Here is a 14,617-nt window from a genome sequence, read left to right on the forward strand (position 1 = left end):
GTGGTCTCGAGGCTCCTCCGTCGCACCTCGACCAGCGAAGAACGCGACCCCGTCGTCGCACCGATCGACGAAGGGGGCTACTCGCCCCAGCTGTCCCGGCCGGCGGCCTCGGCGCCGATCGTCGTGGAGTCGCCGTGTCCGGTGAGGACGACGGTCTCGTCGGGCAGGGTGAGCAGGCGTTCGGTGATGGACTCGACGATGGTCCCGAAGTCGGAGTACGAGCGTCCCGTCGCCCCGGGACCGCCGTTGAAGAGCGTGTCGCCCGAGACGAGCAGCCCGAGCGCCGGCAGGTAGAGGCAGCACGCTCCCGGCGAGTGCCCGGGCGTGTGGATGACGTGCATCTCGAGGTCGCCGACGACGATCACCTGCCCGTCGGACAGGTCGGCGTCGGGCACCCGCTGCGGGTAGGTCATCTCCCACAGCTCGCGCTCCTTCGGGTGCACCCAGATCGGGGCCCCGAGCGCCTCGGCGAGCTCGACGACGACGTCGACGTGGTCGTTGTGCGCGTGGGTGCAGATGATCGCGTCGAGGGTCCGGTCGCCGACGGCGTCGCGGATCGGCCCGGCCTGGTGGCCGGCGTCGACGACGACGCACTGCTCGTCGTCGCCGATGACCCACACGTTGTTCTCGACCTCCCACGAGCCCCCGTCGAGCTCGAAGGTCCCCGAGGTGAGGACCCGCTCGACGCGGACCCCCATCGGCGAGGTGGGCAGCTGCTGCTCGGCCATCAGATCGTCACCACCGAGCGCAGGACCTCGCCGGAGTGCATCTTGGCGAAGGCGGCCTCGACGTCCTCGATGCCGATCCGCTCGGTGACGAAGGCGTCGAGGTCGAAGCGTCCCTGGCGGTAGAGGTCGACGAGCATCGGGAAGTCGCGGCTGGGCAGGCAGTCGCCGTACCAGCTCGACTTCAGCGCGCCGCCGCGACCGAAGATCTCGATGAGGGGCAGCGTGACCTCGAGGTCGGGCGTCGGGACGCCGACGAGGACGACGGTGCCGGCGAGGTCGCGCGCGTAGAAGGCCTGCTCGTAGGTCTCGGGACGGCCCACCGCCTCGACGACGACGTCGGCGCCGAAGCCGCCGGTGAGCTCGCGGATCCGCTCGACGACGTCCTCGTCCTCGCCGTTGACGGTGTGCGTCGCGCCGAAGCCCTTGGCGGTCTCGAGCTTCCGGTCGTCGACGTCGACGGCGATGATCGTCGTCGCACCGGCGACGTGCGCGCCGGCGATGGCCGCGTCGCCGACACCGCCGCAGCCGATGACCGCTACCGAGTCGCCGCGGGTCACGCCACCGGTGTTGACGGCCGCGCCGAAGCCGGCCATGACACCGCAGCCGAGCAGGCCCACGGCTGCCGCGTCGGCGTCGGGGTCGACCTTCGTGCACTGGCCGGCGGCGACGAGCGTCTTCTCGGCGAAGGCCCCGATCCCGAGCGCCGGGGTGAGCTCCTCGCCGGTCTCGGCGATGGTCATCTTCTGCTCGGCGTTGTGCGTCGCGAAGCAGTACCACGGCTGGCCCTTGGCGCAGGCGCGGCACTGCCCGCAGACGGCGCGCCAGTTGAGGACGACGAAGTCGCCGGGCGCGACCTCGGTGACCCCGTCGCCGACGGCCTCGACGACACCGGCGGCCTCGTGGCCGAGGAGGAAGGGGAACTCGTCGTTGATCCCCCCTTCGCGGTAGTGGAGGTCGGTGTGGCAGACCCCGCACGACTGGATCGCGACCACCGCCTCCCCCGGTCCGGGGTCGGGCACGACGATGTCGACGAGCTCGACGTCGGCCCCCTTCGTGCGGGCGATGACGGCCTTGACGGTCTGCGGCATGTGGACTCCTTGCTCGGGCGGGTGGTCTGCCCCCATCTTGTCGCGAAGGGGGTGGCCACGGGCGGGCGGGTCCGACCCCGTCGCCGGACCGGCGGGCACGGCCCGCCCCCGCGGCCTACGATCGCGGCCATGGGCATCCACCTCCACGAGATCACGCGCTGGTTCATGTGGTCCGCGCCGTTCCTGCTGCTCGGGGCGGGCATGATCGCCGTGGCGCTCATGCGCCGCGACTCCGGCCGGTGGTGGCAGCTGCTCGCCGGCGCCGGCGTGATGATGCTCGTCTCGCAGATGTGGCAGGTGATCTCCGTCCTCGCGACCCCGCGCCTGTACCGGACGGGCCTGCCGTGGTGGATCCTCTCGGCCCCCCAGACGATCCTCACGCTCGTGACCTTCGGCCTGCTGCTCGGCGCCGTCCTCGTCGACCGGCCCCGCGCGGCGGGCACCACCAGGGCCCCCGGCGCCGTCCCGCCCCCGCCCCGTGCCTGAGCGCCGCGTCCTCGTCGTCGAGCACCAGCAGTCCTGCCCGCCGGCCCTCGTCGGTCGGTGGCTCGAGGACGCCGGTGCCACGCTCGACGTCGTGCGCCCCTACCTCGGCGAGAGCGTGCCGAGCGCGCTCACCCACGACGGCCTGCTCGTCCTCGGCGGGTCGATGGGGGCCGAGCAGGACGACCGCGCGCCCTGGCTGCCCGCGGTCCGAGCGCTCATCCGTGACCACGCAGAGGCGGGGCGACCGGTCCTCGGCATCTGCCTGGGCCACCAGCTCGCCGCGGTGGCCCTCGGCGGCGAGGTGACCCGCAACCCCCTCGGCCAGACCGTCGGGGCGCGCGCGGTGACCCGGGTGCTCGCCGACGACCCGCTCGGCGCGGCGCTGCCGGAGGACTGCCACGTGCCGCAGTGGAACGACGACACCGTCGTCGCCCTGCCGCCCGGTGCGAGCGTCGTGGCCGTCAACGACCGCGCCGACGTGCTCCTCGCCCGGCTCGCGGGCTCGGTCTGGGGCATCCAGGGCCACCCCGAGGCGACGAAGGAGGTCGTCGAGGTCTGGGCGCGCACGGACCTGGCCGAAGGGGGCCTGACCGGCGCCTCGGAGGACGAGCTGCCCGCCGTGCTCGAGGAGATCGCCCGTCGCCAGCCCGAGACGGACGCGGCCTGGCAGCCCGTCGTCGCGGCCTGGGCGGGCCTGCTCGGCCCGCGCTGATCCTTAGAGCGGGATCGGCAGCGGGAGGTCCTGCTCGACGACGGTGCGCTCGTCCTCGACCGTCCCGTCGGTCGCGACCGTGAGGACGTGCCGCACGAGGTCGCGGTCCTCGGTGGACCAGCGCTGGGTGCGCCAGCCGCCGTCGAGCGCCGTCACCGACCGGTCGGCGACGTCCGCACCGTGCTCGCGCTGCAGCTCCTGCGCCTGGTCCGCGGCGCCGGAGGGCAGGTCGAGGTCGTCGATCGAGTCGAGCAGCCTGGCCCCCCCGGTGGTCGGGCGCAGCGCCGCAGAGTACGCGTCGGCGACCTGGGTCGCCGTCTCCTCGTCCGCGACGGTGACGCCCTCGACGACCTCGGCCCAGCGCTCGGGGTGACCCGACAGGACGACGCCGCGCGGCTCCCCTTCGCGCGTCACCGCGACGACCTGCAGCCGGTGACGCGCCTCGAGCTGGATGACGAGCCACCGGTCGGTGAAGGGGGTCGCGATCGGGCGCGGCCTCGTCTCGTCGGAGCGGGCGAGAGAGGCGACCGAGGGGTCGCTGCTCTCGAAGGCCTCGACCGTGCGCTCCTGCATCATCTGCGTGCCCTCCGTGCTCGTGTCCTGTCCACCGCACCCTGCCAGCAGCCCGCCCGCGACGACGAGCGCCGCGACCCGGCGGCTCACCACCAGGGCCACCAGTCGTGCCGGTCGTCCCAGTCCTCGCGGTGCCGGTCGTAGTAGTTCTGGCCGTCGGTGGACTGGGAGTAGTTGACGCTGGGGTGCTCGCCGCGGAACATCAGCTCGATCTCGTCGTGCCCGGCCTGAGCGGCCTCCTCCTGCGAGGCCCCGCCCGCCAGGGCCGCGTCGTAGGCGTCGCGCCAGGCCTGCTCGTCCGCGCCGACCGGCACGTCGATGCCCTCCTGGCGGGCCTCCTCGTTCCACGTCCACCGGTCGACCTGGCCCTCGATCTCCTCGTCGACCTGTGACTGCACGTACTCGTCGCGGTCGTCGTGGCTGATCTCGAGACCCTCGTCGCGGGCGTCCCACTGCGCGTGGTTGGCCTCGTGGATGAGCGTGTCCGGGGTGTCGTTGTACTGCCGCTCGTCCTCCGGCAGGCTCGGGTCGTCGACGCCGAAGGTGATGGAGTTCGAGCCCGGGTCGTACCAGGCGCCGGTCTCGCCGTCGTCGTAGCGGATCTCGATGTCGTTGATCCGCAGCCACTCGAGCATCTCGCGCCCCGAGGGCGTGGCCATGAGGTCGCGGGCGAGCTGCGAGTCCGGGTCGAGACCGTCGGGCATCTCGACGTCGGGTCCGGGGTCGCCGTCCGTCTCGTAGTCGGCCTCGTCCTTGCGGTCCCACCACCAGCGGTTGTCGCGGGCGTCGTTGTTGTCGGCCCGGGCGTCGCCACCGGGGCCGCCGGTGTCCTGCGGCCGGGGACCGCCGCCGGTGCCCGCGCCCGCGCCACCGGCCCGCGCGCCCGACGCCTCGTCCTGCTGGTCGGCCTGGTCGACGAGCCGCGCGGCGAAGGCGATGAGGGCCTCCTGAGCGCCGTCGAGACGGCCCTGCGAGTCGCGCGCCGCCTGGAGCAGGTACGCGGAGTCCGGGCCCTGCCAGCCGCCGTCGAGCACCCCGGCCGAGTGCGCGATGACCTGCCCGCAGTCACCGATCCGGCGTCCGGACTCGACGAGCTGGCGGGCCACCTCCCGCATCTGCTGCGGGTCACCACCGTGAGTGAGGCTCATCGCGCCGCGCACCTCCCCTGTCGTCGCGGTCCCGGCCGATGCTAGCCAGACCCGACGGCGGCGCCCATGGGGAGGACTACCCGCTGACGACGAGAGCCGTCGCGATCGCGGCGGCGCCTTCGCCCCGGCCGGTGAGCCCGAGCCCGTCGGTCGTCGTGCCGGCGAGCGAGACCGGCGCACCGCACGCGTCGCTCATCGCCCGCTGCGCCTCGTCGCGCCGGGAGCCGATCTTCGGGCGGTTGCCGACGACCTGCACGGCGACGTTGCCGATCTCGAAGCCCGCCTCGCGCACGAGACGCGCCGCCTCGGCGAGCAGGGTGAGCCCGGAGGCGCCCGCGAGCTCGGGCCGGTCGGTGCCGAAGTGCGCGCCGAGGTCACCGATGCCGGCAGCGGAGAAGAGGGCGTCGCACGCGGCGTGGCACGCGACGTCGGCGTCGGAGTGGCCCGCGAGGCCGGTCTCGCCCGGCCACAGCAGCCCGCCCACCCACAGCTCGCGGCCGCTCGCGGGGTCGGCGAGGGCGTGGACGTCGAAACCGATGCCGGTGCGGGGCAGCGCAGTCATGGCGCCAGTCTCCCCCAGCCCGGGCACAACCAGGCGGGGGCCGGTGTTGCACCCGACGTGCAGATCTGGGAGTCGGTCGTCATCGGCGCGGGGCAGGCGGGCCTGTCGACGTCCTACCACCTGCGCCGGCTCGGCGTGGAGCACGTCGTCCTCGACGCCGACGAGCGTCCCGGTGGCGCCTGGCAGCACCGCTGGGACTCGCTGACGATGGACGACGTGCACGGCGTCGCCGACCTGCCCGACGCCCCCGCCCCGGGCCGCGGCGACGAGCCGGCCAACCAGGTCATCGCCTCGTGGTTCGACGAGTACGAGCAGGCCCAGGAGCTGCCGGTGCTGCGCCCCGTGCGGGTCGACGCCGTCACCGACGAGGACGGGCTGCTCGTCGTGCGCTCGGGCGGACGCTCGTGGACCAGCCGCACGCTCGTCAACGCGACGGGGACGTGGACCCACCCCTTCGTCCCGACCTACCCGGGTCAGCGCGACTTCGCCGGCGAGCAGTGGCACACCGTGTCCTACCCGGGCCGCGAGCACTTCGCGGGCATGCGCGTGCTCGTCGTCGGGGCGGGCGCCTCGGCCGTGCAGCTCATCGGCGAGATCGCGACCGTCGCGGACGTCGTGTGGGCGACCCGGCGGCCGCCGCGGTGGTCCGGCGGGGACTTCTCCGGGCGCGCGGCGATCACCGCGGTCCAGGAGCGGCTCGATGCCGGGCTCCCCCCGGCGAGCGTCGTGAGCGTCACCGGTCTGCACCTGCGCCCGCAGGAGGAGGCAGCCGCCCGCACGGGGGTCTACGAGCGGCGTCTGCCGATCTTCGAGCGGCTGGAGCGCGACGGGGCGCGCTGGGCCGACGGGCGGCTCGAGCGGGTGGACGCGATCGTGTGGGCGACCGGCTTCCGGCCGGCCCTGCGCCACCTCGCGCCGCTCGGCCTGCGCGGCCCGAGGGGAGGGATCCCCCTTCGCCGGGGCGGGTCCGACGTGCAGACGACGGTGACGAGCGTGCTCGACCCCCGGGTGCAGCTCGTCGGGTACGGGCCGTCCGCGAGCACCATCGGCGGCAACCGGGCCGGTCGCGCCGCGGCACGGGCGGTCCGGGACCGGCTCGACGCCGAGCTGACGGAGGTCAGCGCCCCTCGACGAGCCAGCGCTCGACCCGCCGCAGGTCCTCGACCGTCGTCACCTTGAGGGCCCGCTCGTCGCCCTCGACGACGAGCACCTCGTGACCGAGCGCCTCGACGAGCGCGGCGTCGTCGGTGGCCTGGACGCCCGTGGCGTGCGCCGCCCGCAGGAGGTCGGCGCGGAAGCCCTGCGGCGTCTGCACGGCCCGCAGGCTCGCGCGGGCCGGGGTCGCGGTGATCGCCCCGCGCTCGTCGACGACCTTGATCGTGTCGACGACGGCGAGACCGGGGACGGCGCCGGCAGCCCCCGCCCGCACCGCGGCGGTCACCCGCTCGAAGAGGGAGGCCGGGGCGAGGCAGCGCGCCGCGTCGTGGACGAGCACGACGTCGAGACCCGGCGGCAGCGCCGCGAGCCCGGCGGCGACGGAGTCGGTGCGCTCGGCCCCACCGGGCACGACGGTGACGACGGCCTGGGTGCGCACTCGGGCCACGACCCCTTCGGCCTGCGCGAGGTGGTCGGCCGGGGCGACGACGACGACGTGCCCCGCGCCCGAGCCGGTCGCCCCGACGAGCGCGTGCTCGAGCAGGGTCGCGCCGGCGACCTCGACGAGCGCCTTGGGGCGGTGCGCGCCGAGGCGGGTGCCCGAGCCCGCCGCCACGACGACGACGCCCGCACCGTCATCGGTGCGGGCGTCGTGCGTGACGTGCTGCGTCAGCATGCGTCGTGGATCAGGACGCGAGGACCTCGTCGAGCATGACCTCTGCCCGGTCCTCGTCGGTCTTCTCCGCGAGCGCGAGCTCGGAGACGAGGATCTGCCGCGCCTTGGCGAGCATCCGCTTCTCGCCCGCGGACAGGCCGCGGTCCTTCTCGCGGCGCCACAGGTCGCGGACGACCTCGGCCACCTTGATGACGTCGCCGGAGGCGAGCTTCTCGAGGTTGGCCTTGTAGCGGCGCGACCAGTTGGTCGGCTCCTCGGCGTGCGGCGTGCGCAGGACCTGGAAGACCTTGTCCAGACCCTCCTTGCCGACGACGTCGCGGACACCCACGAGGTCGCAGTTCTCCGCCGGGACCTCGATCGTCAGGTCGCCCTGGGCGACCTTGAGCTTGAGGTACTGCTTCTCGACACCCTTGATGGAACGGGTCTTGATCTCTTCGATCAGTGCGGCCCCATGGTGGGGGTACACGACCGTCTCGCCGACCTTGAAAACCATATGGAGGAAACCCCTTTCGCGACCCTCAGGATATCACGGCGTGTCGCTTGACTCCTGGGCTCACGAGATCGACGGGCCCCCTGGGCGCCCCGCTGCGGGCGATCCGGCGGCCGGTACGCTGTGCCTCGTGAAGCCTTCCCAGACCACGCGTGCACGCGCGGGTGCAGCCGCGCTCCTGGCCGTCGCTGCGACCACCGGGTGCAGCTACACCTCCCCCTTCCAGACCGACGAGACGATGTCGCTGGGCGACGGCGTGCCCGTCGACGTCGGCGACCTCGAGCTGCGCAACCTCGTCGTCGTGAGCGGCGAGGAGGGCGGCGAGGGCACCCTCACGGGCACGGCGGTCAACACCGGGTCGAAGGACGTCCAGCTGCAGGTCGCGGTCGCCGACGGCGGCGAGCCCGTCACCGCGGACGTGCCCCCGGGCGAGGTCGTCCTGCTCGGCGAGGGCTCCGACGCCGTCAAGCTCTCGAAGGTCCCCGCACCCCCCGGCGCGATGGCCGAGATGACCGTGGCCACCGGCTCCTCCGACGTCACCCCGGTGAGCGTGCCCGTGCTGCCCCCCACCGGCTACTACGAGGAGTTCGCTCCCCCCGGCTACACCCCGCCGGCCGAGCCGTCGGAGTCCGAGACGGAGTCCGAGGAGCACTGAGCTTCGTAGGGCACTGAGCCTCGAGGAGCACTGAGCCTCGAGGACAACGCATGACGAAGGGGGCCGGGTCACCGGCCCCCTTCGTCGTCCCCCTGGGGGTGTCAGCCCTCGAACTTGTAGCCCAGACCGCGCACCGTGATGATGTGCACCGGGTGGCCGGGGTCGGGCTCGATCTTCGCGCGCAGGCGCTTGATGTGGACGTCGAGGGTCTTCGTGTCCCCGACGTAGTCGCTGCCCCACACGCGGTCGATGAGCTGCACGCGGGTGAGCACCCGCCCGACGTTGCGCAGGAGCATCTCGAGCAGCTCGAACTCCTTGAGCGGCAGCGGGGTCGGGGTGCCGTCGATCGAGACGACGTGGCGCTCGACGTCCATCCGCACGGGCCCGCCCTCGACGGTCGACGGCAGCAGCTCCTCGGGCTCGGCGTTGCGCCGCAGGACGGCCTTGATCCGGGCGAGCAGCTCGCGCGAGCTGTACGGCTTCGTCACGTAGTCGTCGGCGCCGATCTCGAGACCGACGACCTTGTCGATCTCGCCGTCCTTCGCGGTGAGCATGATGACCGGCACGTTCCAGCGCTGCCGGATCGAGCGGCACACGTCGATGCCGGACAGCCCGGGGAGCATGAGGTCGAGCAGGACGAGGTCGGCGCCGTTGCTGTCGAAGGCGACGAGCGCGGCGGGGCCGTTGTCGACCACCTCGACGTCGTAGCCCTCCTTGCTCAGCAGGTAGGACAGCGGGTCCGAGAAGGAGATCTCGTCCTCGACCACGAGGATGCGGGTCATCGTGCGGTTTCCCTTTCGTGCGGCTCTCGCTCGGCGGCGAGAGTCTCCTGTGCGGCGGGCAGGCGGATGGTGAACGTCGAGCCGTGACCGCCCGAGCTCCAGACGGAGACGTCGCCCCCGTGGTTGGCGCAGATGTGCTTGACGATCGACAGCCCGAGGCCGGTGCCCCCGGTGGCGCGGCTGCGCGCGGCGTCGATGCGGTAGAAGCGCTCGAAGATGCGGCCCTGCTCCTCGGCGGGGATCCCCGGGCCCTGGTCCGAGACCGCGATCTCGACCCGGTCGCCGACGAGGCGCGCGCCGACCCCGACCCGGGTGCCCTCCCCCGAGTACGCGACGGCGTTGCCGACGAGGTTGCGCACCGCGGTGACGAGCAGGGTGTGGTCGCCGAGCACGTAGAGGTCGTCCGCGCACTTGTCGGCGAGGCTGACCCCCTTCGCGTTGGCCGCGACCCGCAGGTGGTCGAGGGCCTCGTCGACGACGTCCTCGACGTCGACGAGCTCGGGGTCGATGAGGACCTCCTGGGCCTGCAGGCGCGAGAGGTCGACGATCTCCTTGACGAGGGCCGAGAGACGCTCGGCCTCGACCTGCATCCGGCTGGCGAAGCGGCGCACGGCGACGGGGTCGTCGGCGGCGTCGAGGACGGCCTCGGCGAGCAGGGCGAGACCGCCGACGGGGGTCTTCAGCTCGTGCGAGACGTTGCCGACGAAGTCGCGGCGCACCTGCTCGACGCGGCGGGCCTGCGTCATGTCCTCGACGAGGAGCAGGACGTGCTTGTCGCCGAGGGGGGCGACCCGGGCGTGGACGAAGGTGCCGGCGCCGTGGGACTCCGCGCGCTGGTCGGCGCGGTGGAGCTCGAGCTCGACCTCGCGGATGACGCCGTCGGCGCGCACGGCCCCGGCGAGATCGGACAGCGACGGGTGGGCCAGGCGGCCGTGCCGCACGAGCCCGTGGGCGACCGCGGCGGGCGAGTTGTTGACGACCCGGTTGTCGGCGTCGACGACGATGCCGCTCGAGCGCAGGACGGCGAGGACGTCGCCGACCCCGGAGGGCAGCTCGGGCTCGGGGGCCGGCGGGGCCGACCGCTCGTGATCGCTCCAGGCGATGCCCGCCCAGGCGAGACAGACGATGACGACACCGGCGAGGCCACCGAGAATTGCCGCTGTCGTCGGGTCCACGTCACCGAGAGTACGCGTCGGGGCGGGCACACTGAGGAGCGCACACGTCCGGGCTCCGGGGCGCTGGGTGTTGTTCACCTGCCCGCCAGCACGCGTTCACAGATCCCGGGCAGAGTGGCACGCTGATGCACCCGACGGGCCCCGCGCCCACCCGAGAAGGACACCATGCGCACTGTCTTCCACGACGAGCTCGCCCAGATCACCGAGGACCTCGTCGGCATGGCCCGGCTCGTCTCCTCGGCGGTCACGCAGGCGACGACCGCGCTGCTCGACGCCGACATCCAGACCGCCGAGCAGGTCATCGACGCCGACGAGGCGATCGACCTCAAGCGCAACGACCTCGACGCCCACGCCATCGACCTGCTCGCCCGTCAGGCGCCGGTCGCCACCGACCTGCGCACCATCGTCACCTCGATGCGCATGTCCGCCGACCTCGAGCGGATGGGCGACCTCGCCCGCCACGTGGCCAAGCTCGCCCGGCTGCGCCACCCCGAGCCGGCCGTGCCCACCGAGCTGCGCGAGATCGTCACCGACATGTCCCTCGTGTGCGAGCGGATCGTCGCGAAGGTCGCCGACTGCCTGATCAGCCAGTCGATGGAGCTCGTCGACGAGATCCAGCTCGTCGACGACGAGCTCGACGAGCTGCACCGCCGGCTCTACGCCCACTTCGCCGACGGCCAGTGGACCCACGGCACCGAGGCGGCCGTCGACATGGCGCTGCTCGCCCGTTATTACGAGCGCTTCGGCGACCACGCCGTCTCGATCTCGCAGCGCGTGCGCTTCCTCGTCACCGGCCAGGAGGTCCACACCGACCTCGCGGACTGACGCAGACCGCCGCACGACGAAGGGGTGGCCCCGGGATCTCCCGGGGCCACCCCTTCGCCATCGGTGGGGTCGGGACCGCTCGACATGACAAACCCCGGCTTCGCACGAGTTTCTTACTCATGCGAAGCCGGGGTTTATCGGGTGACCCGAGAAACGGGTGACGGGTGAGGCGACGAGGCGAAGGGGTCAGCGACCCTGGTTGGCGACCGCGGCGGCCTCGGCGGCGGCGGCCTCGGGGTCGAGGTAGCGGCCGGGACCCGTGGGCATGAGGTCGTCGCCCAGCTCGTAGACGAGCGGCATGCCGGTGGGGATGTTCAGCCCCGCGATGTCCTCGTCGCTGATGCCGTCGAGGTGCTTGACGAGACCGCGCAGGCTGTTGCCGTGGGCGACGACGAGCACGGTGCGCCCGGCGCGCAGGTCCTCGGCCAGCGGGCCCTCCCAGTACGGCATGAAGCGCTCGATGACGTCCTTGAGGCACTCGGTGCGCGGCACGTCGATGCCGGCGTAGCGCGGGTCGTCGGTCTGCGCGTACTCGTCGTCGGGCTCGATCGGCGGCGGCGGGGTGTCGAAGCTGCGGCGCCACAGCATGAACTGCTCGTCGCCGTACTTCTCGCGGGTCGCGGCCTTGTCCAGGCCCTGCAGCGCGCCGTAGTGGCGCTCGTTGAGACGCCAGTCGCGGCGCACCGGGACCCAGTGCCGGTCGCACGCGTCGAGCGCGAGGTTGGCGGTCGTGATCGCCCGGCGCAGCACCGAGGTGTGCACGACGTCGGGCAGGATCCCCGACTCGGCGAGCAGCTGCCCGCCGCGCACGGCCTCCTCACGGCCGCGGTCGATGAGGTCGACGTCGACCCACCCGGTGAAGAGGTTCTTCTCGTTCCAGTCCGAGCGCCCGTGGCGCAGCAGGATCAGTGTCGGCATGACGCCAGCCTAGTCACCGGGTGCAGCGGGCGCCGGGTCGTCCGGGCGCTGCAGGACCGAGCGGAAGGCCTCGAGGTTGCGCAGCGACTCGCCGTTCTTGACCCGCCAGTCCCACTCCTTGCGCATCGAGGACAGGAAGCCCATGACGAGCAGCTCGTCGAAGGGGCCGTCGGCCGCCTCGAGGACGACGCCGAGCAGCCCGTCGAGGAGCTCGTCGTCGACGGAGCGAAGGGGGAGCCGCCCGGAGACGTAGACGTCACCGGAGGAGTCGACCGAGTACGCGAGCCACGGCATGCGCAGGTTGCGGCGCAGCAGGTAGCGGTAGACCTGCTCGTGCCCCTCGTCGGGGTTGCGGATGACGAAGGCGGAGACCGACAGCGCCCGCTCCCCGACGACGAGGGAGACGACGGTGCGCAGCTTGTGCTCGCCGGGCAGGGTGACGACGAACTCGCCGTCGCGCGCCCCGCGCTCCCACTCGACGTCGCCCCCGGCGAGGTAGGACTCGACGGCGGCACGGGCCGCGGCCGTGTCGTCGCCCCGGTCCTCGGGCGTGGTGCCTGGCGTGCTCATCGGGCCTCCTCGTGCCGCGCCTGGCGGGCGGCGGCGATCGCGTCCTCGTAGACGCCCACGAGGGCGTCGGTGGTGTGCTCCCAGCCCATCTTCGACGAGCGCTCGACCGCGCGCTCGCGCATCCGGCGGGCCCGGTCCGGGTCGTCGACGACCCCGAGGACGGCGTCGGCCCAGACCTGGGGGTCGTGCGAGTCGAGCAGGACGCCGCCGTCGCCCACGGCGTCGGGCAGCCCGCCGCGCCGGGCGGCGATGACGAGCGCCCCGCTCGCCGCGGCCTCGACGGCGACGAGGCCGAAGGACTCGTTGTAGGAGGGCACCGCGACGACGTCGGCGGCCTGGAACCATCGCGCGAGATCGGGTCGGCTCACCGGCGGCGCGAGCCGCACGACGTCGCGCAGCCCCAGCTCGTCGACGAGGTCGCCGAGCCACGTGGGTGCCGACAGCCCGCTGCCCGACGCCCCGCCGAGCACGGCGGCGACGAGCCGGTCGCGCAGGTCGGGGCGCTGCTCGGCGACGCGGGCGGCCGCGCGCACGAGCACGTCGGGCGCCTTGAGCGGCTGGATCCGGCCGACGAAGAGCAGGAGCACGGCGTCACGGGCGACCCCGACGTGGTCGCGAGCGGCGTCGCGGTCACCGGGCACGAAGGTGCGCAGGTCGACCCCCGGGGGCACGACGGCGACGCGGTCGGGGTCGGCGTCGTAGAGCTCGACGAGCTGGCGGGCCTCCGTCTGCGTGTTCGCGACGAGCCGGTCGGCGATGGCGACGACCTGCGCCTCGCCGATCTCGCGACCCGGGGGCTCGAGGGCGTCGCCCTGCGCCGGGCTGGCGTTCTTCACCCGCGCCATGGTGTGCATCGTGTGCACGAGCGGGACCTGCCAGCGCTCCGCGGCGAGCCAGCCCACCTGCCCCGAGAGCCAGTAGTGCGAGTGGACGACGTCGTAGTAGCCCTCCTCGCGCGCGGCGAGCTCGCGCATGAGACCGGCGGTGAAGGCGCACAGCTGACCGGGCAGGTCCTCCTTCGCCAGCCCCTCGTACGGCCCGGCGAGGACGTGACGGACGACGACGCGCGGCTCGACGTGGACGACGTCGTCGTCGGCCGCCGCCGTGCGCCGGGTGAAGATCTCGACCTCGACGCCGCGCCGGGCGAGCTCGCGGGCGGTCTCGAGGACGTAGACGTTCATCCCGCCCGCGTCGCCCGTGCCGGGCTGGGCGAGGGGCGAGGTGTGGACGCTGAGCATCGCGACGCGGCGCAGCCGGCTCACGACTCCTCCTCGGGCTCCGGCTCGGGCCGGGCCGAGCTCGTGACGCTGAGGTCGAGCACAGACCCCCACGCGTGCAGGTCGGTGTGGCCCCGACGCCGCAGGTCGACCGCGCGGGCCACCCCGTCGGGGCCGAGGGCCTGGTCGGTGCGGCGGTCGCTCGTCATCACCGGGGTGGCCCGGCCGATGCCGGGCTCGACCCACCACGCACGACCGCGCAGCAGCCGGTCGGGGAGCGCGGGCGGGTAGCCGAGCGAGCCGAGCTCCTCGGCGCCGTGCAGGACGACCGCGTCGGCCCCCTGCACGTCGACGTAGAGGCGCACCCAGCGGTCGTCGAAGGTCACGGTGATGACAGTCGGCAGCGAGCGCCCGTCGGAGGACAGCGTGCCGGTGTAGCGCGCGATGCCGGGCGAGACGCCGACCCGGTCGATGCGCAGGTCGGACACGGCCTCCTCGACGTCCTCGCGCGGCGAGTCGCCGGAGTCGTCGAGGCTGCCGCGCAGCGCCGAGACCGGGGACCCGCCGCGGACGGTGCGGTAGAGCACGTCGTCGCCGTCGGTGATCCGCAGGCCGCTCTGGTCGAGGGCGACGGCTCGGCCCTCGCCCAGGGTGATCACCCCGCCGACGCCGTCGGCGATCGTCAGCATGCCGGGCGTCACCGCCTGCACCCCGCTGTCCTTGCCGATGAGCGAGGGCACCCAGCCGATCGCGCCGAGCAGCGCGGCCCCGGCGAGGGAGGCGACGAGCGCGAGCATGCTCCAGCTGACCCGACGCTCCCTGACACGCACCAGGCCACCATAGGCGCCGCCTACCCT

General features: G+C 73.5%; 18 protein-coding genes. 5 read left to right on the plus strand and 13 right to left on the minus strand.

Features of this window, described 5'->3' with window-relative positions; all coding sequences use genetic code 11:
- Positions 1-77 precede the first annotated feature (77 nt).
- Positions 78-728: an MBL fold metallo-hydrolase gene (locus tag L6241_RS05200; RefSeq protein WP_368245226.1), complete on the minus strand. Its 651-nt coding sequence runs from the start codon at positions 726-728 to the stop codon at positions 78-80.
- Positions 728-1,816, minus strand: a complete 1,089-nt coding sequence (locus L6241_RS05205) for an S-(hydroxymethyl)mycothiol dehydrogenase (protein ID WP_368245227.1) — start codon at positions 1,814-1,816, stop codon at positions 728-730. Before L6241_RS05205 ends, L6241_RS05200 begins: the two co-directional genes overlap by 1 nt.
- Before the next feature lie 129 nt (positions 1,817-1,945).
- Between L6241_RS05205 and L6241_RS05210 the strand changes: the two genes are divergently transcribed.
- Both L6241_RS05210 and L6241_RS05215 read left to right on the plus strand, forming a co-directional pair.
- Positions 1,946-2,302, plus strand: a complete 357-nt coding sequence (locus tag L6241_RS05210; RefSeq protein ID WP_123093549.1) for a hypothetical protein — start codon at positions 1,946-1,948, stop codon at positions 2,300-2,302.
- Positions 2,295-3,014, plus strand: coding sequence for a type 1 glutamine amidotransferase (locus L6241_RS05215; RefSeq protein WP_368245228.1), 720 nt, complete (start codon positions 2,295-2,297; stop codon positions 3,012-3,014). Before L6241_RS05210 ends, L6241_RS05215 begins: the two co-directional genes overlap by 8 nt.
- 3 nt (positions 3,015-3,017) lie before the next feature.
- On the opposite strand, the gene L6241_RS05220 is transcribed toward L6241_RS05215, so the two are convergent.
- The 3 genes from L6241_RS05220 to ispF form a co-directional block, all read right to left on the minus strand.
- Positions 3,018-3,677 carry a hypothetical protein gene (locus L6241_RS05220; RefSeq protein WP_368245230.1) on the minus strand — a complete coding sequence of 220 codons (660 nt, stop codon included), beginning with the start codon at positions 3,675-3,677 and terminating at the stop codon, positions 3,018-3,020.
- Complete coding sequence (locus L6241_RS05225; RefSeq protein WP_368245232.1) at positions 3,674-4,735, minus strand: hypothetical protein; 1,062 nt, start codon at positions 4,733-4,735, stop codon at positions 3,674-3,676. The genes L6241_RS05220 and L6241_RS05225 overlap by 4 nt, the downstream gene beginning before the upstream one ends.
- 76 nt (positions 4,736-4,811) lie before the next feature.
- Positions 4,812-5,297: a 2-C-methyl-D-erythritol 2,4-cyclodiphosphate synthase gene (gene ispF / locus L6241_RS05230; protein WP_368245234.1), complete on the minus strand. Its 486-nt coding sequence runs from the start codon at positions 5,295-5,297 to the stop codon at positions 4,812-4,814.
- Between the two features lie 57 nt (positions 5,298-5,354).
- On the opposite strand from ispF, the gene L6241_RS05235 reads away from it, so the two are divergent.
- Positions 5,355-6,476, plus strand: a complete 1,122-nt coding sequence (locus L6241_RS05235) for an NAD(P)-binding domain-containing protein (RefSeq protein WP_368245236.1) — start codon at positions 5,355-5,357, stop codon at positions 6,474-6,476.
- Here L6241_RS05235 and ispD read toward each other — a convergent pair.
- Complete coding sequence (gene ispD, locus L6241_RS05240; RefSeq protein WP_368245238.1) at positions 6,415-7,128, minus strand: 2-C-methyl-D-erythritol 4-phosphate cytidylyltransferase; 714 nt, start codon at positions 7,126-7,128, stop codon at positions 6,415-6,417. The genes L6241_RS05235 and ispD overlap by 62 nt on opposite strands.
- Before the next feature lie 10 nt (positions 7,129-7,138).
- The gene (locus L6241_RS05245) at positions 7,139-7,621 is read right to left on the minus strand and encodes a CarD family transcriptional regulator (RefSeq protein ID WP_068269899.1); all 483 of its coding nucleotides are present in this window, start codon (positions 7,619-7,621) and stop codon (positions 7,139-7,141) included.
- Between the two features lie 127 nt (positions 7,622-7,748).
- Between L6241_RS05245 and L6241_RS05250 the strand changes: the two genes are divergently transcribed.
- Positions 7,749-8,273 carry a hypothetical protein gene (locus tag L6241_RS05250; RefSeq protein ID WP_123093556.1) on the plus strand — a complete coding sequence of 175 codons (525 nt, stop codon included), beginning with the start codon at positions 7,749-7,751 and terminating at the stop codon, positions 8,271-8,273.
- A 101-nt stretch (positions 8,274-8,374) separates the two neighbouring features.
- Here the strand turns inward: L6241_RS05250 and L6241_RS05255 are convergent, their stop codons facing one another.
- The gene (locus tag L6241_RS05255; RefSeq protein WP_368245240.1) at positions 8,375-9,055 is read right to left on the minus strand and encodes a response regulator; all 681 of its coding nucleotides are present in this window, start codon (positions 9,053-9,055) and stop codon (positions 8,375-8,377) included.
- The gene (locus L6241_RS05260; RefSeq protein WP_354588426.1) at positions 9,052-10,230 is read right to left on the minus strand and encodes an ATP-binding protein; all 1,179 of its coding nucleotides are present in this window, start codon (positions 10,228-10,230) and stop codon (positions 9,052-9,054) included. Before L6241_RS05260 ends, L6241_RS05255 begins: the two co-directional genes overlap by 4 nt.
- A 165-nt stretch (positions 10,231-10,395) precedes the next feature.
- Between L6241_RS05260 and phoU the strand changes: the two genes are divergently transcribed.
- Positions 10,396-11,055 carry a phosphate signaling complex protein PhoU gene (gene phoU, locus L6241_RS05265; protein WP_191680643.1) on the plus strand — a complete coding sequence of 220 codons (660 nt, stop codon included), beginning with the start codon at positions 10,396-10,398 and terminating at the stop codon, positions 11,053-11,055.
- A 186-nt stretch (positions 11,056-11,241) separates the two neighbouring features.
- Here the strand turns inward: phoU and L6241_RS05270 are convergent, their stop codons facing one another.
- Genes L6241_RS05270 through L6241_RS05285 form a run of 4 tightly spaced genes read right to left on the minus strand, consistent with a single transcriptional unit; the run spans position 11,242 to position 14,590 of the window.
- The gene (locus L6241_RS05270) at positions 11,242-11,973 is read right to left on the minus strand and encodes a phosphoglyceromutase (RefSeq protein WP_068269912.1); all 732 of its coding nucleotides are present in this window, start codon (positions 11,971-11,973) and stop codon (positions 11,242-11,244) included.
- Between the two features lie 9 nt (positions 11,974-11,982).
- Positions 11,983-12,543, minus strand: coding sequence for a YbjN domain-containing protein (locus L6241_RS05275; RefSeq protein WP_368245243.1), 561 nt, complete (start codon positions 12,541-12,543; stop codon positions 11,983-11,985).
- A complete protein-coding gene (gene mshA / locus L6241_RS05280) occupies positions 12,540-13,781 on the minus strand; it encodes a D-inositol-3-phosphate glycosyltransferase (protein WP_368245601.1) in 1,242 nt (413 codons plus the stop codon). The genes L6241_RS05275 and mshA overlap by 4 nt, the downstream gene beginning before the upstream one ends.
- Before the next feature lie 20 nt (positions 13,782-13,801).
- Complete coding sequence (locus tag L6241_RS05285; protein ID WP_368245244.1) at positions 13,802-14,590, minus strand: hypothetical protein; 789 nt, start codon at positions 14,588-14,590, stop codon at positions 13,802-13,804.
- Between the last annotated feature and the right edge of the window lie 27 nt (positions 14,591-14,617).

Source organism: Janibacter sp. Y6, assembly GCF_040900765.1.
Taxonomy (GTDB): domain Bacteria; phylum Actinomycetota; class Actinomycetes; order Actinomycetales; family Dermatophilaceae; genus Marihabitans; species Marihabitans melonis.